Origin of the sequence: Pararhizobium sp. LjRoot255 (genome assembly GCF_964252905.1) — a bacterium.
Taxonomy (GTDB): Bacteria; Pseudomonadota; Alphaproteobacteria; order Rhizobiales; family Rhizobiaceae; genus Pararhizobium.
Genome location: NZ_CAXUPQ020000002.1, coordinates 479,152 through 501,319 on the forward strand (window position 1 = coordinate 479,152; position 22,168 = coordinate 501,319).

Below are 22,168 nucleotides of genomic sequence, written 5' to 3' on the forward strand. Positions count from 1 at the left end.
CTCATTCCTAGCACATCTTGATAATGATGGTATCAAAATATGCTCAAACCATGCGCATTTCAAGCGCAGGGGCGATTAAACTGATTTGCGCCAGCTCGGCTCCCGCTTCTCCAGGAATGCCGAAATGCCTTCCCGCGCCTCCGCCGTCTCCCATGCATCGGCCAGACGCTCGATCGTCGCCTCGATGACAGCATCGGTGATCCGCATGCCCAGGGACCGCGCTAAAACCTTCGCGCGTCCGACAGCGCCCGGAGCCACCTGCAGATAGGATTGAATCTCCGCCTCCATCGCCTTGTCGAGCACCGGCGCCGGCACAACCCGCGTCACCAATCCGGCCGCATGTGCCTCGTGGGCGCCGATGATCCTGCCGGACATGAACAGCGGCCGCGCCTGGCCCTCGCCGATGCGGGCCACGACATAGGGGCTGATGGTCGCCGGGATCAGCCCGAGCCGTGTCTCCGTCAGCCCGAATTTTGCCGTATCCGCAGCGATGGCAACGTCGGCGACGGCAAGCAGGCCGATACCGCCACCAAAGGCGTTGCCGTGAACGCGGGCAATGACGGGTTTTTCCAGGTCGTTTAGCGTCTTGAACATCCGCGCCAGCCGTCGCGCCTCCGTCATCCTCGTCGCCCGGTCGGCGTTGACCTGCGCCTTCATCCAGTTGAGATCACCACCGGCGCAGAAGCTTACGCCGTCTCCGGCCAGCTCGACGACGCGAATGAACCGGTCGATACTCAATTGTCCTGCCACGTCCGTCAGCTCATCGATCATTGCGGCCGAGAGAGCATTGTGTTTGTCCGGGCGGGCAAGCGTCAGACGCGCCACGCCTCGATCATCGACAAAGAGGTGAATGGTCTCGAAAGTCATGCGGAACTCCTCAAATTTCGCGCGAAATCCGCTGCCCTTGCAAGTGCGTGCTCGCTTAACCCGGTCTCGAAACCGCGCGCTTTCAAATACCGGTCGACCAGCAGCGTATCGACATTGCCCTTTGCGCCCGGCGCATAGGGGCAGCCGCCCAAACCGCCCACAGAAGCGTCGAACACGCGGATGCCGCGATCCAGCGCGACGCCGATATTGTCGAGCGCCCGGCCCGACGTATCGTGAAAATGCCCGGCCAGTCTGGCCGCGGGGATCGCCGCCAGCACGGCCGTCAACATGCGATCGACCGCCTCCGGCGTCCCCCGGCCGATCGTGTCGCCGAGACTGACCTCGTAACAGCCGAGCTCCATGAGCTGTCCGGCAACGTTGGCAGCGCTCGCTGGGGCGATTGCGCCGTCATAGGGACATTCTACCACGCAACTGACATAACCGCGCATCGGAATGCCATGCCGCCGGGCAGCCTTTGCCACCGGGCGAAACCGCTCGATGCTCTCGGCGATGGAGCAGTTGATATTGTGCTGCGAAAACCCCTCGGACGCAGAGGCAAAGACCGCGACCTCGTCCGCCTCTGCCGCAAGCGCCGCCTCGAAACCCTTCATGTTGGGCGTCAGCACGGCGTAACGCACGCCCGGCCTGCGCGCGATCCCGGCCATGACCTCAGCCGCATCGGCCAGTTGCGGCACCCATTTCGCGCTGACGAAGCTCGTCACTTCGATCCGATCGAACCCGCAGGCCGACAGCAAGTCGACGAGCCTGATCTTGTCTGCCGTATCGATCAGCACCTTCTCGTTCTGAAGCCCGTCCCGCGGCGCCATCTCGACGATCGAAACGCGGTTCGAAGAAGCGCCTGTATCGGTTCCTGGCATCACGCGGCCTCCGGCTTCAGCGACAAAAGAACCGTGCCCTCGGCCGTCTGGTCGCCCTCAACGACGTTCATGCTCTCGACAACACCGTCCCGGCTTGCCGACAGCGTCAGTTCCATCTTCATCGCCTCCATCACGATCAACGCGTCCCCCTTCGAAACCGCATCTCCCGCCCGAACGCGCACCAGCTTGACCAGACCCGGCATGGGCGCGACAACGCGATCGGTCCCGGCCGCACTCTCCGCCTCGCCGTCGAGCGGATCGGGCAGGTGAAAATCATGGGCCTTGCCGTCGAGTAGCAGCGTCAGGCCGTGCGGTGTCTCGAGCAGCAGCAAACGAAGCTGCCGGCCGTCGACCTCGGCATGGCAGCCTCCGTCGAAGCGGCCGAAAATGCGCACGGGCAGGACGCGGCCGCCAATATGAACTGCAAACAGATCGAGCCCTCGCGCCGCCACGCGCAAGTCATGCCGCTCGCCGCCGTGGTCGACGAGCGTCACCGTGCGCGTCGCCTGTCCCCAGATCTGCCAGTGGCCAAGCGACAGCCAGGGATCGCCGGCCGGCCGTTTCCGCAGGATGCCGAGAGACAGAACCGCGGCCAGCGCCACCGCCGCTGCGTCGGGTGCCTCGGTTACAGTCAGCGTCTCGACCTCCCGGTCGATGAGGCCGGTGTCGGGATGGCCGGCTACAAAGTCCGGCTGCTGGCTCAGGCGGCGAAGGAATTCGAGATTGTTGGCAACGCCGCCGATATGGCTCTGTCTCAAGCCCTCCGTCAACTTGGCAAGCGCGGCGGCTCGGGTCGGGCCGTGCACGGTGAGTTTGGCAATCAGCGGATCGTAGTATGGACTGATGCGATCGCCCTGCCGCACGCCGGCATCGATCCGCGGCCCGTCGGCCGGGAAGCTCAGATGCCACAGCGTGCCGGTCGACGGCAGGAACCCCCGCGCCGGATCCTCGGCATAGATGCGCGCCTCGAAGGCCCAGCCGTCGATCGCAAGCTCGGACTGCCTCTTCGGCAAAGGTTCACCATTTGCTACCCGCAACTGCCATTCGACGAGATCGAGCCCGGTGATCGCTTCGGTCACCGGATGCTCCACCTGCAGCCGCGTGTTCATTTCCATGAAGAAGAACCTGTCCGGCCGCAGCCCGTCGGAGACATCGACGATGAATTCGACCGTACCTGCCCCCTGATAGCCGATCGCGTGCGCCGCCCGAACGGCCGCCTCGCCCATGGCCATGCGCATTTCCGCCGTCATGCCCGGCGCCGGCGCTTCCTCGATGACCTTCTGGTGCCGCCGTTGCAAGGAGCAGTCACGCTCGAACAGATGCACGACATTGCCATCGCGGTCGCCGAAGACCTGGATTTCGATGTGGCGCGGCCGTTGCAGATATTTCTCGATCAGCACGGCGCCGTCGCCGAAGGCCGCTTCCGCCTCGCGCCGTGCCGCGTCGAGCGCCGCACCGAAGTCTTCCGGCCGGTCGACCCGGCGCATGCCCTTGCCGCCACCGCCCGCCCGCGCCTTGATCAACACCGGGAAGCCGATATCCGTAGCCTGCCCGGTCAGGAACGCGGCGTCCTGATTGTCCCCATGATAGCCGGGAACCACCGGTACGCCGGATTGCTCCATCAGCACCTTGGCCGCATCCTTGAGGCCCATGGCGCGGATAGCGGCCGGCGAAGGCCCGATGAAGGCCATTCCCGCCGCCTCGACGGCCTCGGCGAAATCCGCATTCTCCGACAGAAAGCCATAGCCCGGGTGGATCGCCTGCGCGCCACACCGTTGCGCCACCCCGATGACACGCTCGATCGAAAGATAGCTCTCGGCTGCCACGGCAGTGCCGATGCGGAACGCCTCATCGGCCATTTCGACGTGAAGCGCGCCGGCGTCCGCATCGGAATAGACGGATGCCGTGCGGATGCCGAGCCGCCGCGCCGTGTGGATGATGCGGCACGCGATTTCACCGCGATTGGCAATGAGGATTTTCGAAAACATTGTGTATCCCGGCCTATTGCGCGGCGACAACTTCGACCTCGAGAAGCCAGGCCCCGTCGAAAATCCCGGCGATCACCACCGTCATTGCCGGCGCCAGGTTGCCGAGATACTCGCCACGGATCTCGCGGTTGGCCGAGGTGTGATGCCGGTCGGCGAGATAGGTCGTCACTTTGACGATATCCGCCTTCGTCATCCCCGCGGCCTTCAGCTGCGCATCAACGTTGAGCCAGACCTGGCGCGCCTGCGCCTCGAAACCTGCCGGTACCACGTCGTCGGAATCCGCCGGAATCTGGCCGCTGACGAGGAGCAGCCGTTGGAAATCCTCGAGCCGAACGGCCTGCGAGTAGCCGCCACGGGGTTGAGGGGCATTCTTGGCATTGAAAACGTCGCGTTTCATTATCGTCTCCTCACATCCTGAACAGGCCAAAACGGGTATCGTCTGTCGGTGCATTCAAGGTCGCCGAAAGGGAGAGCGCCAGCACGTCGCGGCTCTTGCGCGGGTCGATGATGCCGTCGTCCCAGAGCCTCGCCGAGGCATAGAGCGGATGGCTCTGGGTTTCGAACAGGTTGAGCACCGGCTGCTTGAACTTCACCTCGTCCTCTTCGGTCCAGGGCGTACCTGCCCGCTTCAGCGCATCGCCGCGTACGGTCGCCAAAACACCTGCCGCCTGCTCGCCGCCCATCACCGAAATCCGGCTGTTCGGCCAGGTCCAGAGGAACCGTGGCGAGAAGGCCCGGCCGCCCATACCGTAGTTGCCGGCTCCGAAGGAGCCGCCGACCAGCAGAGTGATCTTCGGCACCTTCGTCGTTGCGACCGCCGTCACCAGCTTGGCGCCGTGCTTGGCAATGCCTTCGGCCTCGTATTTTCGCCCGACCATGAAGCCGGTGATGTTCTGCAGGAAAACGAGAGGAATCTTGCGCTGCGAGCACAGTTCGACGAAATGCGTACCCTTCAGCGCCGATTCCGAAAACAGCACGCCGTTGTTGGCGATGATGCCGACGGGAATGCCGTGCACATGGGCAAAGCCGCAGACCAGCGTCGTGCCGTAGCGCGCCTTGAACTCGTCGAGCCGGGAGCCGTCGACGACACGGGCGATCACCTCTCTGATGTCATAGGGTGTGCGCAGGTCGGATGGCACGATGCCGGCTATGTCATCGGGATCGTAGACCGGCGCCTCCGGCGGCTGCCGCTCGACAGTAATCACCGGCCGATTGAGATTGGCGACGGTGCGGCGCGCCAAAGCGAGTGCATGCACATCATCGCGCGCCAGATGGTCGGCGACGCCGGAAAGTCGCGTATGCACGTCGCCGCCACCGAGATCCTCCGACGAGACGATCTCGCCGGTCGCGGCCCGGACGAGTGGCGGCCCGGCAAGGAAGATGGTTCCCTGTCCCTCGACGATGATTGCCTCGTCCGACATGGCCGGCACATAGGCGCCGCCCGCCGTACACGACCCCATCACCACGGCGATCTGCGGAATGCCGGCAGCCGACATATTGGCCTGGTTGTAGAAAATCCGGCCGAAGTGGTCCCGATCCGGGAACACCTCGTCCTGGTTCGGCAGGTTCGCGCCGCCGGAATCGACCAGATAGACGCATGGCAGGTTGTTTTCGGCGGCGATTTCCTGCGCCCGTAAATGCTTCTTCACGGTCATCGGATAATAAGTGCCGCCTTTGACGGTCGCGTCATTGCAGACGATCATGCAGTCGCGGCCAGAAACGCGGCCGATGCCGGTAATCAGGCCGGCGGCCGGCGCATCGCCGTTGTAGAGCCCGTGCGCAGCCGTCATGCCGAGTTCGAGGAACGGCGTCGCGGGGTCGATCAGCTGGGCCACCCGGTCGCGCGGCAACATCTTGCCGCGGCTGACATGGCGCTCGCGCGCCACCTCGCCGCCGCCGCCGGCCGCCAGCAGAGCCGCCTCTTCCACCACGCGCATCGCTTCGGCCATCGCCGCCCTGTTGGCGCGGAATGTCTCCGAAGACGTCGAAATCTGCGATTTCAGAACGGCCATTCATCCCCCGATCGACCCAACATCTGAAAGTCCTCCACCCCTATGCCGTCTCGCTGAAGAGTTCCCTGCCGATCAGCATGCGCCGTATCTCCGAGGTTCCCGCGCCGATCTCGTAGAGTTTCGCGTCCCTCAGCAACCGGCCCGCCGGATAGTCATTCGTATAGCCGTTGCCGCCGAGCACCTGGATGGTTTCGAGCGCCAGCGCCGTCGCCCGCTCGGCTGCATAGAGGATGCAGCCGGCGGCATCCTTGCGCGCCGTCTCGCCCCGGTCGCAGGCTGATGCTACGGCGTAGACATAGGCGCGCGCCGCATTCAGCGTCACATACATGTCGGCGATCTTGCCTTGCATCAGCTGGAATTCTCCGATCGGCTGACCGAACTGCTTTCTTTCATGCAGATAGGGGAGCGCTTCGTCGAGGCAAGCGGCCATGATGCCGAGTGGCCCGGCCGACAGCACGACGCGCTCGTAGTCGAGCCCCGACATCAGGATCCGCACCCCGCCGCCGACAGCGCCCAGCACGTTCTCCTCCGGCACTTCGCAATCCGTGAAGATCAGCTCGCAGGTATTGGAGCCGCGCATGCCGAGCTTGTCGAGCTTCTGGCCGGTCGAGAAGCCTGCAAAGGTGTTTTCGATCAGAAATGCCGTGATGCCCCGCGCGCCCGCTTCCGGATCGGTCTTGGCATAGACCACCAGCACATCGGCATCCGGACCATTGGTGATCCACATCTTGTTGCCGTTGAGCACATAGCGGTCGCCGTGCCTGTCGGCCCTGAGCTTCATCGAAACGACATCGGAGCCAGCCCCCGGTTCGGACATTGCCAGCGCGCCGACATGCTCGCCGGAAATGAGCTTCGGCAGGTAGCGAACCTTCTGCGCATCCGAGCCGTTGCGGTCGATCTGGTTGACGCAGAGATTGGAATGCGCCCCGTAGCTCAGGCCGACCGACGCCGAGGCCCGGCTGACTTCCTCCATCGCCACACAATGGGCGAGATAGCCAAGCCCGCTGCCGCCATAGGCTTCGTCCGCGGTAATTCCGAGCAGCCCGAGATCGCCAAGTTCGCGCCACAGCGGCGCCGGAAAGCTGTTGTCCCGGTCTATGTCGGCCGCCCGTGGCGCGATGCGCTCGCTGGCAAACCGGCGCACGGTCTCGCGCAGGGCCTCGATGTCTTCGCCCAGAGCAAAGCTCAAACCGCCTGAATACATCGGGTCTCCTCCCCTACCTTCACGCTGCCGCACCATCGGGGAGACACAGGCGATATCCACCGCGGCCTCTACCGAGGCGCACTTGGCGGACACCTGCTTTCCTCCCGGGTGCGTAGCCACCGAATTATCTCGCCAAACGGACTCCTCTTCCGTTTCGCCAATGCCGAATTTCGAGACTATCATACCCGCACAACAATTTCCGAACCAAGACAGGCGCTTGGACGCATGTTTTGCAAAAATTTTGATGAGAAATCGGTCATTTGGATTGCAATGCCGCCCAGCTCCGTTTGCCATTGCACTTGCGCGGAACCGCCGTAGGCCTCAAGACGACACAGCAGATTCGACACTGGGCAATTCATGACGGCAAAGCAGATCGTGATCATCGGCGGCGGGCCGGCGGGGCTGATGGCAGCGGAGGTGCTGTCACTCTCCGGCCATGCCGTCACGGTCTATGAAGCCATGCCGACCTTCGGCCGCAAATTCCTGCTCGCCGGCAAGTCTGGCCTCAACATCACCCATTCCGAGGATTACGCGCGCTTCGCCAATCGTTTCGGCGCAGCCTCCGACCGGCTGCGTCCCGCGCTTGACGCCTTCGCCCCTGCGGACCTGCGGGCGTGGGCGTCAAGTCTCGGCACGGAAACCTTCATCGGCACTTCGGGGCGCGTTTTCCCGAAAGTCATGAAGGCATCGCCGCTCCTGCGCGCCTGGCTCGGCCGGTTGGTAGCGCAAGGCGTGACGCTGCTGCCGCGCCATCGCTGGATGGGTTTTGAGGCCAACGGTCTCGTCTTCGAAACGCCGAATGGAAGAACCGTCATCCACAGCGACGCGACGCTGCTCGCACTCGGCGGCGCCAGCTGGCCGCGTCTGGGCTCGGATGGAGGCTGGGTCGCCCTGTTGGCAAACAAGGGCGTTGATATGGCCGCCTTTCAGCCCGCCAATTGCGGTTTCGACGTGGCCTGGAGCGACGTCTTCAAGAACCGTTTCGCCGGCGCACCTCTGAAAGCCGTGACCACGACCTCCGACGCGGGCACCTTTCCCGGTGAATTCGTCATCTCCTCCCACGGCATCGAAGGCAGCCTTGTCTACGCGCATGCGGCTGCCTTGCGCGACAGGCTGAATCGGGATGGCGTGGCCACGCTGTCCGTCGATCTCGCACCGGGAAGAAGCATCGAACGCCTGGCAAGAGACCTCGCGCGGCAGGATCGAAAAGCCAGCCTTTCCAACCGTCTGCGTAAGGGCGCCGGGCTGGAGGGTGTCAAATCCACCCTGCTGCGCGAGCTGCTCCCGGAAACCGCGCTCACCGATCCGGAACGACTTGCGCGGTCGATCAAGGCGCTACCGATCCCTGTCCTCAGGCCGCGTCCGATCGCCGAAGCGATATCCTCTGCAGGCGGCATCCGCCTCAACGATCTCGACGAGCGATATATGCTCAAATCCCTTCCCGGCGTCTTCGCCGCAGGAGAAATGCTGGACTGGGAGGCGCCGACCGGAGGCTATCTGCTGACCGCCTGTTTCGCCACCGGCAGGGCAGCCGCCCGCGGCATTATTGAATGGCTGCAAGCCCGGTGACGCTTCAGCCGGAAGCTTTGCGCGTCGGTGCCTGGTCGATCAGCTCGAAGATGGTGGAAACAGGTACAACATCCTCAGACCGCAGCTTGACCAATCCATCCTTGCCGACAAGCAGCAGGGCAAAGGCGCCATCGGCGACATCGAGATCATACCGGATGGCATAGGGATTGAGATCATGCTGCGGCCCGAACAGCACCTTCACATCGTCGCGGTCGACTTCCAGCACGATCAGATCGCGCTCGCCCAACTCCCCGGTGTCAGCCAGCAGCATATTGGCTTGGCGCACGGCCCTGCCACGATCTTCGCCGGGAAAAATCACGAGAACCCTGTAGCGCCATTCGAAATCGACAAGACTTTCTCCGCCATGCTGCGGATCGACACCCATGCCGAACACCTCGGCAGTCAGTGATTTCAGCATTGCCTTGATCCTCGTACTATTGAACCATGAGAGGAAAAACCAGCAAGCCGGCGGTTGGTTCCAGATTTTCGGTTCACGGATGCCTTTATTGAACGAGCATCGCCCGAAAATCGTCGACGTTCGTAAACGTCGTCCCAGGTTTGAAAATATCGCCGATCGCATCGAAGGTGGACCAGCTGTCGTTGCGGCGTGACCGCCCGGAGGGTATGGCCCTGTCGCGCGTAGTAAGGTGGCTGCATTTCACTCCTGGCTGCCTTTGAGGCCGTTGCCCCGCTCGCCAAATAACGCAAACCTCCCTCAGGTCCGCGCCACCCACCTGTGCCAATCGTCCTCGCTGCCACGAAACGCATTGAGGTCGATCCTACCCTCAACCCCGTGCGAGAGGCCGGAGCCGGAATACTGCCAGAACAGCCACTTGCGGCCCGGATAGACTTTTGAGGGATGGGCGGCCACCGAGCGCAGCCAGAAGGGGTGGTTCTTGAATTCGCCCGCCAGGTTGTCGCGATAGAAATCCGGCGCGGTATAGATCACCGGACGCCTGCCATAGTGCCGTTCCAGCTTGTCCATGAAGACCTGCATCTTCTCCAGCACCCGGGCGCGCGACAGGCGCCTCTTGCAGCTCGATTCGCCATTATATTCGACGTCGATCACCGGTGGCAGCGCGTCCGGGTCACGCGGCACGTTGCGGATGAACCAGTCGGCCTGTTCGCCGGCCGTGCGGCACCAGTAGAAGAAGTGATAGGCGCCACGCTTCAGTCCGGCCTCCTTGGCCCGGCGCCAGTTCTTCTTGAACATCGGATCGAGATGGTCGCCGCCATCGGTCGCCTTGATATAGGCGAAGTTCGCCCCTTGCGACCTGAGCTTTACCCAGTCGATCTCGCCCTGCCAGCGCGAAATATCGACGCCGTGCACGGCATGTCTGCGTGGCGAGGCGGAACCGAAATTGATCGGATGTGCGTCGCGGAACTGGCGGCTGTAGATTTGCGCGCGTTGCCGCGGTGTTTCGCCGGGCTCTGGCGTGGTGAGCTCGACCGGCCGCTCCGTCGGAACGGCCATGCCCTCCGTCGTCACGGATTCGAACGCCTGGGGCTGCGGCACTTGGCCGGCCCAGGCCAGTTCCTGCGGATGCGCGTCGGATTGTGCGATGATCTGCCCCACATCCGCCGCGGGCACAGGGCCGGAACCTTGCACGACCGAACTGGTCGTCTCCTTCGACGGCAATCCGGCCGAAAGGCTCTCCGGTCCGGAACTGGATGTGCAGCCTGCCAAAACAAGGCCGGCAAGGAAGATTGCTGGAACAGCCGATAGACGCATAGGAACCCGCACGCAAAAACAAACAGCCGGCGACATCCGTGCCGCCGCGCCCCACTGACATCAATTGCTAACGGAAAATTACCAAGAAAGATTGAATCCGATCCTTTCCGCGGCCGATCAGGCGGGCAACGCGGAAAAGCCGCCTGCGTCGAACAGGCTGCCTGCCAGATACTTGTGCCGGCGCATCGTCGCGAGGGCCGACAGCATGTGACTTCGAGGACAGGATTGGGCGAAACGAGGCCTGTTTGCAAAGGAGACGTAGCTCCGCTTTTCATCAAAGCGGTGCGTCTCGCCAAACATGCCGATTTTCGGAAAGGAAGACCCAGAAACGAAAAAGCCTGCCGCGGGAGGAGGTGCGGCAGGCTTTCAAATAGAACCGAACGGCGACTGGGAGGAGGAGCGTCGCCATTCCGCAAGTGCCCTCTGGGAGGAGGAGTAAGGACACTTGCAATCGAAGCTCTGCGGGAGGAGGTGCATCACTTCGATGATTTGAATATACACTAATTTCGCTCAAATCGTAGGCAGAATTTTGCAGAGCAGCCATGCGCTATGCGCGTAGCGGATGGCTCTTCCGCCCATAAATCGATTGAGCATTGCTGAAAACGAATAACACTCTTAAACCGTGTTCTTGTCGATTTCAGCACTTATTCGGCGGCCAGGGACGCCGGATAGATCGCCTCATGCTCCTGTTCCTCGCTTGTCTGCTCAGGCTCGGAGACGGGTTTCGTCGGCTCCTTGCCGAAGAACAGGGCGTAGCCTGCCGGCAGCACGAGAATCGTCAGCACCGTGGCAACGAGGATGCCGCCCATCATGGCGAAAGCGAGCGGCCCCCAGAAGACCCCCCGCGAAATCGGGATCAGCGCCAGCACCGCCGTCATTGCCGTCAGCACGATCGGCCGGAAACGACGCACGGCCGAACCGATGATTGCCTCCGATCGTTCCATGCCGGCTGCGATGTCCTGGTCGATCTGGTCGACGAGGATGATCGAGTTGCGCATGATGATGCCGAGCAGCGCAATGACGCCGAGGATGGCGACGAAGCCGAAGGGGGCGCCACTGATCAGAAGCGCTGCAGCCGCACCGATGATGCCGAGCGGGCCGGTCGCCAGCACCAGCATTGCCTTGCCGAAATGCTGCAGCTGGATCATCAACAGCACGACGATGACGGCAAGCATGACCGGCGCCTTGTCGGCGATCGACTGCTGGCTTTCGGCGGAATCTTCGGCACCGCCCTGGATCTCGACCGTATAGCCCGGTGCCAGGCTATCGCGCAGCGGCTTCAAGTCGGCATACATCTTCAGCGCGACGTCGTTAGGTTGCACGCCATCCGGCAATGTGCCGCGCACGGTAATCGTCGGCAGGCGGTTACGCCGCCATTCGATACCCTGGTCCAGAACCGGGACGACCTTGGCGACCTGCGACAGGGGCACGAAGCCGCCGAAATCCGTCGGGATGTAGACCGAATCCACCGAGGACAGCAGATGGCGGCTTGCCTCCGGCTCGCGCGCGACGATGGAAACGGTCTCCTCGCCATCGCGGAAATTATCGAGCGGCGCACCACTCATGGCGGCCTGCAGCATCTGGCGGATACGTTGCGACGTTACACCGAGTGCGCGGGCACGATCCTGATCGATGACCAGCTTCATCGCCGGCACCGGCTCCAGCCAATCGTCGTGGATGGCGCCGAGCTTAGGGTTTTCGGCAAACTTCGCCTTGACCTGATCTGCGATCCGGCGGACCTCCGCGCGATCAGGACCCATGACCCGCATCTGGACCGGCCAGCCGGTCGGCGGCCCAAGGAACAGGCGATCGACCTTGCTGCGGATCGATGGGAAGTCCTCGGCAAGGACGGTCCGCAGCTTGACGATCAGCCGCTCGCGGGCCGGTTCGTCGTTGGCCATGACGAGAAGCTGGGCGAAGTTCGGATTGCGCAGTTGCTGGTCGAGCGGCAGGAAGAAGCGCGGCGCACCTTCGCCGATATAGGTGGCGATGAACTTCTTGTCCGGATCATCCATCATTTTCGCTTCCAGCGCCTTGGCCTGAGCCTCGACCTGCCAGATGCTTGTGCCTTCCGGCAGCCAGAGATCGACAAGGACTTCAGGCCTTGAGGACTGCGGGAAGAAGTTCTTCGGGATGAACTGGAACGCCCAGAGGCTGGTTGCGAAGGTAACGAGCGTCAGAGCGAGAACGATGACGCGATGGCGCACGGCCCAGCCGACGGTGGCGCGCAGGCGGCGATAGAAGCGGGTATCGAAGACGTCGTGATGGTTGCCGGCGTGCTGGCGTTGCTTGAGGATCATATAACCGAGCCATGGCGTGAAATAGACGGCGACAAACCAGGACACGACGAGCGCGATGCCAACGACATAGAACAGCGAGCGCACATATTCGCCGGCCGTCGACGCGGCAAAGCCGACGGGAATGAAACCGGCCGTGGTGATCAACGTGCCGGTCAGCATCGGGAAAGCCGTCGAGGAATAGGCGAAACTTGCCGCGTCGACCTTGTGCAGCCCCTCCTCGAGCTTGCGCTCCATCATCTCGACGACAATCATCGCGTCGTCAACGAGCAGGCCAAGTGCAATGATCAGGGCGCCGAGCGAAATGCGCTGCAGGTCGATCCCGAGCTCGTACATGATCGCAAAGGTGGCGGCGAGCACCAGCGGAATGGCAATGGCGATCACCAGGCCGGAGCGCCAGCCGATCGACAGGAAAGAGACGACCAGCACGATGACCAGCGCTTCGCCGAGCGCTTTCATGAACTCGTTGACCGCCTCGGTCACGACTTCCGGCTGGTTGGAAATCTGATCGACCTTGACGCCGTAGGGCAGCGCGGATTCGAAACGCTTGTAGGTCTCCTCGACGGCGGCACCGACGTCGGTGACCTTGAAGCCCTTGGCCATGACGATGCCGAGCTGAACACTGTCCTCGCCATTGAAGCGGTATTTGCGCTGATAGGGATCTTCGAGCCCGGACGAAACGGTGGCGATATCGCCGAGACGGGTGACCTGATCGCCCGCCCTCAGCCGCAGTTCGCGGATATGCGATGGCTTGGTCACGCCGCCGTCAACGGCGATCCGGACGGAGCGGGTGCCGGTATCGACAGAGCCCGCCGGATCGACACTGTTCTGGCCCCTGATGGCGTTCTGGACATCGGTCAGCGTCAGGCCACGCGTCGCGAGCACCTTGGAGGATATGTCGATATAGATCTTCTCCGGCTGGTCGCCGATGATGACGGCCTTCTCGACGCCGGGGGTCGTCAGTAGCATGTCACGCGCCTGGATGGCGAACGTCTTCAGCTCGGGGTAGCTGTAGCCGTTACCGCTCAGCGCATGCAGCGTGATGAAGGTATCGCCGAACTCGTCGTTGAAATAGGGCCCGAGCAGGCCCTGCGGCAGCTCGTTTTCGATATCGCCGACCTTCTTGCGAACCTGGTAGAAGGCGTCGGCAACCTGCTCGGCATTGGTGTCGCCCTTGACCTGCAGCGTGATGATCGTGCTGCCGGCGCGGGTGTAGGAGCGGACGAAATCGAGATGCGGCGTCTCCTGCAGCTTGCGCTCGATCTTGTTGACGACCTGGTCTTCCATCTCCTCTATCGAGGCGCCTGGCCAGATCGCCTGCACGACCATCACCCGGAAGGTGAAATCCGGGTCTTCCTTCTGGCCCATGCGCATCAGGCCGAGAACACCGGTGATGAGGATCAGGCCGAACAGGAAGCGCGCAATACTCGGATGCTCGATCGCCCAGCGGGAGAGGTTGAAGGACTGCTTCTGGTCGGTGGAGATGGTCATCGGCTTCGTTCCGTTCTCGATCAAACCGGTTCAACGCGTCAGCGTGGCTTTATCGGCTGCGGCCGATTGCTGGCCGGCGATACCTTCGAGCTTCACCTTGAGGCCTTCGGTCATGAACTGCGTGCCGGCGGAAACGACGACGTCGCCGGGCTTCAGCCCTTCGGCGATACGCACGCCTTCTCCGGTGAAATCGGCAATCTTGACCACGCGGGCATGCACGGTTTCGGCGGTGCGATCGACCGTCCAGACGATCGGCTGATCATCCTTCTTGCCAAGAGCGCTCAAGGGGACGGAGACAAGTTGGCGCGTGCTGTCAGCGGCAGCCTCGATATTGGCGGTCATCCCCAGCAGCACCCTGGGATCGTTCGGCAGGCTGACGCGGACAGCGAAGGTGCGCGACTGCGGATCGGCGCTGCCTGCGACTTCCCGCACCCTGCCCTGCAGCGTCAGGGCGGCATCGGACCAGAAGCTGGCTTTCACCGGTTTTCCCGGCTGGAACTGGGTGATGTCCAGTTCCGGTATCGCGATCAGCACTTCCTTTTCACCATCGACAGCGACGGTGACAACCGGCGTTCCCGAACTGACGACCTGACCGACATCGGCATTGATAACGGTGACGATGCCGTTCCGGTCCGACTTCAAATCGGTATAGCTGACCTGGTTCTTTGCCTGGTCGAGAACGGAGCGGGCAGAATCGCGCGTGGCAACCGCCTGATTGTAGCTCAGCACTGCCAGTTCCAGCTCCGACTTCGGCGAGACGTTCTTGGCAAAGAGCTGTTCGGCGCGGATGCGGGCCAGCTCCGTGGTCTCGACCTGCCGCTCGGCCGCATCGAGGCTCGCCTTGGCGCTGCGCACGGAAAGCTCGTAGTCGGCAGGGTCGATGCGGGCAAGCAAAACGCCGGCCTTAACCCTCTCGCCTATATCGATGAGGCGTTCGCTGATCTTGCCGTTGATCCTAAAGCCGAGGTTCATTTCGACGCGGGCGCGCACCGACCCGGAGTAGTTGAGCATGCGGGTGTCATTCGCCTGCGCGATCTCGATCACCTTGACTGGGCGGACAACTTCCTTGGTCTCGGCTTTCTCCTCGGAGCAACCGGCGAGCGTGAGGAGCGCGGCAGCAAGAAGGGTCACGGAAGACATCCGAAGGCGGGTACGGCTGGGCGAAGACATTTCGCACTCCTGAATAAAGAAACAGAAACAATTACCAACGGGGCCGCCGGGCGGCGGCGTTCATCTCAAGGCTTTGATCGCAAATTCAACAAGTTCCTCGGGCGTCGCCCGGTTCTGCTTGGCAAGACACTGCGCCACCATCTGCGGATGGCACAGGTTGACGGTTGCCGCGCCGAGGCAGCGGGCCGCGACGGCAGCGTCCTGCTCGGCAAATTCACCGGCCTGAATGCCCTGCCGGATAATCCCCTCGACCACCCCATGCATCCGGTCGAGGTGTTTTTCGATGACATGCCAGTCGCGCTCGATGGCGACAACGACCATCTCATGCACTTTTTCCTGATCGAGCATCGCCGTCAGAACAAGCTGATACTGCGTATGCAGATACTTGCGCAGGCGGTCGGCGGCGCTGATCGGCAGACGGGAGATTTCAAGAGCCTGCTGATAGCTGCCCGCGAGCATACGGCCGCACACGGCCTGATGGATCTCCGTCTTGGAGGCAAAGAAGCGGTAGATGTTGGCCGGCGACATGCCGAGATCCCGCGCAACATCGGCGACGGTGGTCTTGGAGTAGCCATAGTGCCGGAAAAGCCGCTCCGCCGAATCGAGGATTCGGGTGATGTTTTCCTGCCGGATGGCTTCGATGCTGTCGGCAACGTCATGCATCTTGGACACGCTTTCGATTTACGACTGACGAATTTCGATTTTCATCAGTCGTAAATCGAAAGCGTGTCCAAGTCAACAGGAGAGTCGCTTGCGATTGCGAGGCTGGCTGCCCTGGATTTGCTCGACACAGCACAGCCCAACCACCAGACCGCTGGCAAAAACGGGGGTTTTGGGCGAGGTATGCCGGTCTTTGGAATGCACGGCATGACCAGGTAGCATGCGTTTCCTCGTGATCGGCCAGACGATTGGAAGGCGCCCCTCCTTATCGGCGGAGCAACCTGATAGGACAACCGTGCACCAGGCCACGGCCGCTGATGACCGTCGGATCGTGGCATCGACAGCGTTGCAGAACAGCCGCGGATAAAGCACGCTGCAGAATTCTATTTGTTGAATGGACGGCAACGACTGGAACTTCCATGGCCACTGGGAATTTCTGGCATGCAGATTCCAAGGGAGGAACACTATGTTCGCGAAGCCCAGCTTGTTTTCCAGATTTTCCGGAAGCGTCGCAGAATTGACCGGCAAGCCGGCAACGTTCGCCATTGCCCTTGCCGGCGTTATCCTCTGGGCCGTTACAGGTCCATTTTTCGGCTTTTCAGAGACGTGGCAACTCGTCGTCAACACGGCAACGACGATCATCACCTTTCTGATGGTCTTCGTATTACAGAACTCGCAGAACCGGGACAGCAGGGCGGTTCAAGCGAAACTCGATGAGCTGATCCTCACCGGCGACGCGGAAAATCGTTTCATGGGTATCGAACATCTCGATGAGGAGGAACTGAAGCGGTTGACGCGGCTCTTGAGGGAAGCGGCCGAGAGCGAACCGGATCACGTCCTTGCCGGAAAGGTCGATCACATCATCCGGGATCGCCGTACCAAGCTGAAAAAGAGGATATAGGTAAACGGAGGGGCGACCGCTCAACTGTTGAAATTGTCGGGCGATTCCGATGGGAGGAGAAAATCATGAGCCGAGCATTTACGAGAGAAATCGACGACGCACCTCCCCCGCCCGTTCCGGAGCGCCAGATCAGCGCAGCCCGCAATCTCGTAACGCAGAATGGCGCACGTCAGATCGAACAGGCGATCGCAACGCTGAGCCAGCAAATCGAAGCAAGCGGCGACAGCGATGTGCTAGCCGTTTTAAAGCGCGACCTGCGATACTGGCATGCACGCCATGCCAGCATGGAGATCGTCGAGCCTATCAGAACGCCGGCGGTCGTCATGTTCGGAACACATGTCACCATCAAACGCGGCGGCAGGACCAAACCGCTTCACATCGTCGGCGAGGATGAGGCCGATCCGGCGGCCGGCGCGATTGCCTGGACATCGCCTCTTGCGCGAGCGCTGGAGGGCGCAAGCGCCGGTGATGTCGTCGAGTTCGAAGCGGCCGGACGCGAGGAGGAAATCGTCGTCCTGTCCGTAACCGGAGCTTCGCGATGAGCGACCTACTGGGCGACGGAATGTGCCGGTAAAGCTGCGCCTTCGTTTGATTTGATGCGGAAAATGCGCAAAGACCGTGGCGCCGAACAATCGGGGACATGATTTGGAAACCACGCTCTATCTGCCGATCAAGCGCTTTCTCGAGGCTGCCGGCTACAGCGTCAAGGGCGAAATCGCCGGCTGCGATGTCGTGGGCTTGAGCGCGGACGAACCGCCAGTCGTCGTCATTTGCGAACTCAAGCTCAGCTTCAATCTCGAACTCATCCTGCAGGCCGTCGACAGGGCATCGGCCAGCGACGAAGTGTGGATTGCCGCCCGGGTTTCGGCCAAGGGAAAGGGACGCGAAAGCGACCGCCGCTATCGCGATCTCTGCCGCCGCCTCGGCTTCGGCATGCTCGGCGTTTCCGACAACGGCACGGTCGATGTCATCGTCAGTCCGATCGCGCTGATGCCGCGCAAGAATGCGCGTAAACGATCCCGCCTCGTCGACGAGCACAGGCGCCGGAAAGGCGACCCGGCCATTGGCGGCAGCACAAGGGCGCCGATCATGACGGCCTACCGGCAGCAGGCGCTTATCTGCGCCGGCGCCCTGCAGGACGGACCTGTGCGCCCGAAGGATTTGAAGGCCATCGCGCCCAGGGCAGCGAATATTCTGCGCGACAATGTCTATGGCTGGTTCACGCGCATTGACCGCGGTATATATGGACTGACCGCAGCGGGCACCGAAGCACTGACCCGCTGGCCGATATTGCCGGCGACAGAGGGTGTCAAGGCCGCGGCAGAATAGTCGAGATGCAGCTCTTCAGGTCCAGTAGGCGGACCGCAAATTCTCGGCTTCTCGGAAAATTCAGGCGCCCAAGCTGCGACATCGTTGGGGCCTGATATATTTAGCGGCCCCTGATCGAGGTCCGCTAAATTGCTTCGAACGGAAATTGCACGCGATTGCAGAGCGCTGATATGGAGACGGCGTTGACGTCAGAGAATTTCCTGCGACAACCTCCACTACGAAACAGCATCCCTGCGGCATTCGGAAGGACCATACCCATGACATCGCAGATATCCGGGCTCGACGCGCGGTTCGCGCTGGCGCAGGCCATCGCCAAGGAAGCAGGCGCCGTCGCGCTCGGCTATTTCAACCAGCGCGAAACGCTGGTGGTTGAAACCAAGCGTGACCCGCAGGACGTCGTCTCGATTGCCGACCGCGAAGTGGAGAACCTGATCCGGGCGCGGGTCGCGGAGGTTCATGCCGGTGATGGCTTCCTCGGAGAGGAATTCGGTCTTGTCGCGGGGCATTCCGGTTACACCTGGGTCGTCGATCCGATCGACGGCACCAGCCCCTTCGTCAACGGCATGCCGAACTGGTGCGTTTCGATCGCGATACTGCACGACGGCGAACCGGTGATCGGCGTCATCTGCGCGCCTTGCCACGACGAACTCTATGCCGGCGCTTTCGGCAGGGGCGCGACTCTCAACGGCAAGGTGCTCAAGCTCGATCCATCCCGCACCATTCGCAACGCCGTGACCGGCATCGGTGCGAACACCTACGTGACGCCGGCCTTCGTTGCGAAGACGGTCGAAAAGCTGCTTGAGGCGGGCGGCAACTTCATCCGCAACGGCTCCGGCGCGCTGATGCTCGCCTATGTCGCCGCCGGACGCCTGGTTGGCTACTACGAGCCCTACATGCACGCCTGGGACTGCCTTGCCGGGTATTGCCTCGTCAGGGAAGCCGGCGGCTGGGTTCACCCCTTCCCCGTCGACGACGAGCACCTGACCAAGGGTGCGCCGGTGCTTGCTGCCGCACCTGGGGCGATCGATGATCTGAAGGCAATTGCCGACGTGTAAACGGCCACACCGTCCGCATCTGATCCTGGCTCATCCCAGTTTCTCGCCGCGGCCGTCAGCTTCGTGCTGCCGCCATCGCGAAGAAACCCTCCACGACGCCATGCCGGGAATGGGAACGATTTAAAGCTGCCTGCCGGCCTGCGTCATTCCTTCAATCGGAATCGATTTAAGGATAAAATTGTGCAGCAGTTGCAAAGTATTACAGCGCCTTTGCGCGTCATTGATGCGCGCCGCCATGATGCCGGGTAGAGACGCGCCCCATTCTGGACAACAGGATGACGGGCAGGATGCCGATGGCGACAATGGCGAGAGCGGCGATCGACGCCTCCTCATAGGTGCCCCTCGCCGCTTCGCCATAGAGATGCGTCGCGAAGGTCTCGACATTGAGCGGACGCAGCAGCAACGTCGCAGGAAGCTCCTTGACGCAATCCACGAACACCAGCAAGCCGGCGGCGGTGATCGCCGCCTTCGACAGCGGCAGATGGACATATCGGAAGGTACCCGCCTTCGATTGACCCAGGGTCCGGGCGGCGTGATCGAAGGAGATGGGGATGCGTGTCAACCCCGCCTCTATACCGCCGGCCGAGATTGCAAGAAATCGCACCGTATAGGCATAGAGCAGCGCTGCACTTGACCCCATGACCAGCAAGCCTGTTGAAATGCCGAACCAGGCGATCGCCGTGCGGTCCACAAAGCGGTCAAATGTTCCCAGCACGATCAGAGTTCCGATCGCGACGACCGTACCGGGAGCGGCATAGCCGAGCGTCGAGAGACGGTGGAACCAAGATGACGCGGCACCAGGGCGCAGACGGCTGGCATATGCGACAAGCAGGCCGCAAACAACCGTCATGACCGTTGCAAAGGCCGCCAGGCCTATGGTGTTGACGGCTTCGGTGAGGAACCGAGGCGAAAGCCCTGCAAACTCCACCCTTTTCAAGGCTTCGACGACGAGATAGGCCGCCGGCGCAGCGAAGCCCACAAGGATGGGCAAAAGCCCGGTGAAAAACAGGAACAAACCTTTTGCCAGGGAAACGCGTCGGGGTTCGAAAGCGCGGTTGCGCTGCGCGCTGGAAGAGTAGCGTTGCTTTCCCCTCGCCCATCTTTCCCACGCCACCAGGGCCACGACGATCGCAAGCAAGGCCAGGGCGATCTGCGCGGCGCCCGGCAGATCGGACCGGGTGACCCAGGTGGTGTAGATGGAGACGGTCAATGTCCGCACGCCGAGAAACTCGGACGCGCCGATATCGTTGAGCGTTTCCATCAGCGCGAGACTGACGCCGACGGCAACGGCCGGCCGCGCCAGCGGCAGAGCAACGTGCCAGAAGATCGCGCGCCTGGAAATGCCGAGTGTTCGAGCAGCCTCGATCAGATTGGCGGACTGCGTTAGGAACATCGCCCGCACCGGAATATAGACGTAAGGATAGAGCACGAAACCCAGAAGCAGGATAGCGCCCGTCATCGAGCGCAGGTCCGGCAGGCGAAACTCTCTTGGGCTGGAATAGCCGAGCAGCCATCGCACCGCCCCCTGAACCGGCCCTATCGGATGCAGGATGTCGAGATAGGCATAGGCGATGATATAGGTCGGCACGGCAAGCGGCAGCAACAGCGCCCATTCGAGCAGCCGGCGGCCCGGAAAGGTATAGGCCGTGACCAGCCAGGCCGTCGTCGTACCGATAATGGCGGTGATCAAGCCCACACCAAGGAGGAGGATGATCGTATCCATGAGGGCGACGGGCAGGACGGTCGAGATGAGGTGCGACCACAGGCCTGCGGATCCCTGCACCGCCTGCAGCAAGAGCGCCACGAACGGCAGCATGACGAAACCGGCGATCGCGCCCGCGCAGACCAGCCACCTGGATCCGGTGGAGCGCCGGTGCCGGCTTCCTGCGGCGCTGGTCATCAAGGCAAATCCATTTCGTCAGCGAGAAGGCGCCCGCATTTTTTAGTTGTCGAAGCCGACCTTGTCGACCAGTTCGCTTGCCTGCTTACGATGGCTGACGATTTCCGTCAAAGGTTTCGGATCGATCTTCAATTCACCGAAGGATGCAATGATCGGGTCGGCCGCGGCACCCGCCTTCACCGGATATTCGAAATTCGCTTCGGCGTAGATCTTCTGGGCCTCGTCGGAGACGAGGTATTCCAGGAGCTTTACGGCTTCGGCCTTGTTCGGCGCATGTTTTGCGACGGCAGCGCCGCTGACGTTGACTTGCGTTCCGCCGTCCTTGAAGGTCGGCAGGATGACCTTGATGGCGTTGCCCCAGGCGACCTGCTCTTCGCCGCCCTTGCCCGAGCGCATCAGACCGACATAGTAGGAGTTGGCAACCGCGATATCGCAGATGCCGCCAAGAATGTCCTTGGCGCCGTCGCGATCGCCGCCGGCTGCCTTGCGAGCCAGGTTGGCCTTGACGCCGGAGAGCCATTTCTCCGTCTCTTCAGCGCCATAATGGGCGATGTAGTCGGCAAACAGCGCGGTGTTGTACGGATGCTGGCCGGAACGAATGCAGACCTTGCCCTTCCATTTCGGATCGGCCAGATCCTCGTAGTTGAAGGCTGCGAGATCGAGATCCTTTGCGGCATAAAGGACGCGGGCGCGCATGGACAGCGCAAACCAGTTGCCTTTTGCATCGCGCAGCTGCTCTGGGATCGACTGCGTCAAAACAGCCGATTCGACCGGCTGGGTGACGCCCTTCTCGACGAGATCGACGAGATTTCCCGCATCCACGGTCATCAGGACATCGGCGGGAGAGTTCTCGCCCTCGGCGGCGACACGCTCGACCAGGCCGTCCTTGAGGAAGACCGTATTGACTTTGGTACCCGTGGCTGCGGTGAAGGAATCCAGCAGCGGCTGGATCAGCCCTGGCTCGCGGGTTGTGTAGATATTGAGCTCCGCAGCCGATACCGCACCTGTGCTGAACAGCAAGGTGGTTGCAAGCAATGCAGATTTTGCGATGATCAGTGTGGTCATTTAATCCTCCAGATGAACGGTGCTGCGCTTTCGAGCATTAATGGAGTAAA

21 protein-coding genes are annotated in these 22,168 nt (G+C 62.1%); 6 read left to right on the forward strand and 15 right to left on the reverse strand.

Annotated elements, in window-relative coordinates:
• Positions 1–75: 75 nt before the first annotated feature.
• The 7 genes from ACSQ2W_RS21360 to ACSQ2W_RS21390 all read right to left on the reverse strand — a co-directional run bounded on the left by ACSQ2W_RS21360 (position 76) and on the right by ACSQ2W_RS21390 (position 7,296).
• A complete protein-coding gene (locus ACSQ2W_RS21360; RefSeq protein ID WP_436088204.1) occupies positions 76–867 on the reverse strand; it encodes a crotonase/enoyl-CoA hydratase family protein in 792 nt (263 codons plus the stop codon).
• The gene (locus ACSQ2W_RS21365) at positions 864–1,745 is read right to left on the reverse strand and encodes a hydroxymethylglutaryl-CoA lyase (protein WP_436088205.1); all 882 of its coding nucleotides are present in this window, start codon (positions 1,743–1,745) and stop codon (positions 864–866) included. The genes ACSQ2W_RS21360 and ACSQ2W_RS21365 overlap by 4 nt, the downstream gene beginning before the upstream one ends.
• The gene (locus ACSQ2W_RS21370; protein ID WP_436088206.1) at positions 1,745–3,733 is read right to left on the reverse strand and encodes an acetyl/propionyl/methylcrotonyl-CoA carboxylase subunit alpha; all 1,989 of its coding nucleotides are present in this window, start codon (positions 3,731–3,733) and stop codon (positions 1,745–1,747) included. The genes ACSQ2W_RS21365 and ACSQ2W_RS21370 overlap by 1 nt, the downstream gene beginning before the upstream one ends.
• 13 nt (positions 3,734–3,746) lie before the next feature.
• A complete protein-coding gene (locus ACSQ2W_RS21375) occupies positions 3,747–4,130 on the reverse strand; it encodes a RidA family protein (protein WP_436088207.1) in 384 nt (127 codons plus the stop codon).
• A gap of 10 nt (positions 4,131–4,140) precedes the next feature.
• Positions 4,141–5,745, reverse strand: coding sequence for a carboxyl transferase domain-containing protein (locus tag ACSQ2W_RS21380; RefSeq protein WP_436088208.1), 1,605 nt, complete (start codon positions 5,743–5,745; stop codon positions 4,141–4,143).
• Between the two features lie 40 nt (positions 5,746–5,785).
• Positions 5,786–6,949 carry an isovaleryl-CoA dehydrogenase gene (locus tag ACSQ2W_RS21385; protein ID WP_436088962.1) on the reverse strand — a complete coding sequence of 388 codons (1,164 nt, stop codon included), beginning with the start codon at positions 6,947–6,949 and terminating at the stop codon, positions 5,786–5,788.
• Between the two features lie 179 nt (positions 6,950–7,128).
• Positions 7,129–7,296, reverse strand: coding sequence for a hypothetical protein (locus ACSQ2W_RS21390; protein ID WP_436088209.1), 168 nt, complete (start codon positions 7,294–7,296; stop codon positions 7,129–7,131).
• A 10-nt stretch (positions 7,297–7,306) separates the two neighbouring features.
• Here ACSQ2W_RS21390 and ACSQ2W_RS21395 point away from each other — a divergent pair, with 10 nt between their 5' ends.
• Complete coding sequence (locus ACSQ2W_RS21395; RefSeq protein WP_436088210.1) at positions 7,307–8,518, forward strand: TIGR03862 family flavoprotein; 1,212 nt, start codon at positions 7,307–7,309, stop codon at positions 8,516–8,518.
• Positions 8,519–8,522: 4 nt separating this feature from the next.
• Here the strand turns inward: ACSQ2W_RS21395 and ACSQ2W_RS21400 are convergent, their stop codons facing one another.
• The gene (locus tag ACSQ2W_RS21400; RefSeq protein WP_436088211.1) at positions 8,523–8,936 is read right to left on the reverse strand and encodes a DUF4174 domain-containing protein; all 414 of its coding nucleotides are present in this window, start codon (positions 8,934–8,936) and stop codon (positions 8,523–8,525) included.
• Between ACSQ2W_RS21400 and ACSQ2W_RS21405 the strand changes: the two genes are divergently transcribed.
• Positions 8,902–9,129 carry a hypothetical protein gene (locus tag ACSQ2W_RS21405; protein ID WP_436088212.1) on the forward strand — a complete coding sequence of 76 codons (228 nt, stop codon included), beginning with the start codon at positions 8,902–8,904 and terminating at the stop codon, positions 9,127–9,129. The genes ACSQ2W_RS21400 and ACSQ2W_RS21405 overlap by 35 nt on opposite strands.
• Before the next feature lie 104 nt (positions 9,130–9,233).
• Here ACSQ2W_RS21405 and ACSQ2W_RS21410 read toward each other — a convergent pair whose 3' ends face one another.
• The 5 genes from ACSQ2W_RS21410 to ACSQ2W_RS21430 form a co-directional block, all read right to left on the reverse strand.
• Entirely contained in the window at positions 9,234–10,250 is a 1,017-nt protein-coding gene (locus ACSQ2W_RS21410; protein WP_436088213.1) for a GH25 family lysozyme, read from the reverse strand.
• Positions 10,251–10,367: 117 nt separating this feature from the next.
• Positions 10,368–10,550 (reverse strand): hypothetical protein, encoded by a 183-nt coding sequence (locus tag ACSQ2W_RS21415; protein ID WP_436088214.1) that lies wholly within the window; start codon positions 10,548–10,550, stop codon positions 10,368–10,370.
• 344 nt (positions 10,551–10,894) lie between these two features.
• A complete protein-coding gene (locus ACSQ2W_RS21420) occupies positions 10,895–14,038 on the reverse strand; it encodes an efflux RND transporter permease subunit (protein WP_436088215.1) in 3,144 nt (1,047 codons plus the stop codon).
• Between the two features lie 30 nt (positions 14,039–14,068).
• Positions 14,069–15,208, reverse strand: a complete 1,140-nt coding sequence (locus ACSQ2W_RS21425) for an efflux RND transporter periplasmic adaptor subunit (RefSeq protein ID WP_436088216.1) — start codon at positions 15,206–15,208, stop codon at positions 14,069–14,071.
• A 60-nt stretch (positions 15,209–15,268) separates the two neighbouring features.
• Positions 15,269–15,871 (reverse strand): TetR family transcriptional regulator, encoded by a 603-nt coding sequence (locus ACSQ2W_RS21430; protein ID WP_436088963.1) that lies wholly within the window; start codon positions 15,869–15,871, stop codon positions 15,269–15,271.
• 463 nt (positions 15,872–16,334) lie between these two features.
• Between ACSQ2W_RS21430 and ACSQ2W_RS21435 the strand changes: the two genes are divergently transcribed.
• The 4 genes from ACSQ2W_RS21435 to ACSQ2W_RS21450 all read left to right on the forward strand — a co-directional run bounded on the left by ACSQ2W_RS21435 (position 16,335) and on the right by ACSQ2W_RS21450 (position 19,153).
• Complete coding sequence (locus tag ACSQ2W_RS21435; RefSeq protein ID WP_436088217.1) at positions 16,335–16,769, forward strand: low affinity iron permease family protein; 435 nt, start codon at positions 16,335–16,337, stop codon at positions 16,767–16,769.
• A 65-nt stretch (positions 16,770–16,834) separates the two neighbouring features.
• The gene (locus ACSQ2W_RS21440) at positions 16,835–17,311 is read left to right on the forward strand and encodes a GreA/GreB family elongation factor (protein WP_436088218.1); all 477 of its coding nucleotides are present in this window, start codon (positions 16,835–16,837) and stop codon (positions 17,309–17,311) included.
• A gap of 103 nt (positions 17,312–17,414) precedes the next feature.
• Positions 17,415–18,098, forward strand: coding sequence for a DUF2161 domain-containing phosphodiesterase (locus ACSQ2W_RS21445; RefSeq protein ID WP_436088219.1), 684 nt, complete (start codon positions 17,415–17,417; stop codon positions 18,096–18,098).
• Positions 18,099–18,355: 257 nt separating this feature from the next.
• On the forward strand, positions 18,356–19,153 hold the full coding sequence (locus ACSQ2W_RS21450) for an inositol monophosphatase family protein (RefSeq protein WP_436088220.1): 798 nt from the start codon (positions 18,356–18,358) through the stop codon (positions 19,151–19,153).
• A 217-nt stretch (positions 19,154–19,370) separates the two neighbouring features.
• On the opposite strand, the gene ACSQ2W_RS21455 is transcribed toward ACSQ2W_RS21450, so the two are convergent.
• Together ACSQ2W_RS21455 and ACSQ2W_RS21460 are read right to left on the reverse strand one after the other, a co-directional pair.
• On the reverse strand, positions 19,371–20,969 hold the full coding sequence (locus tag ACSQ2W_RS21455; RefSeq protein WP_436088964.1) for an ABC transporter permease: 1,599 nt from the start codon (positions 20,967–20,969) through the stop codon (positions 19,371–19,373).
• Between the two features lie 126 nt (positions 20,970–21,095).
• Positions 21,096–22,118, reverse strand: a complete 1,023-nt coding sequence (locus tag ACSQ2W_RS21460) for a Fe(3+) ABC transporter substrate-binding protein (protein WP_436088221.1) — start codon at positions 22,116–22,118, stop codon at positions 21,096–21,098.
• Positions 22,119–22,168: the final 50 nt, after the last annotated feature.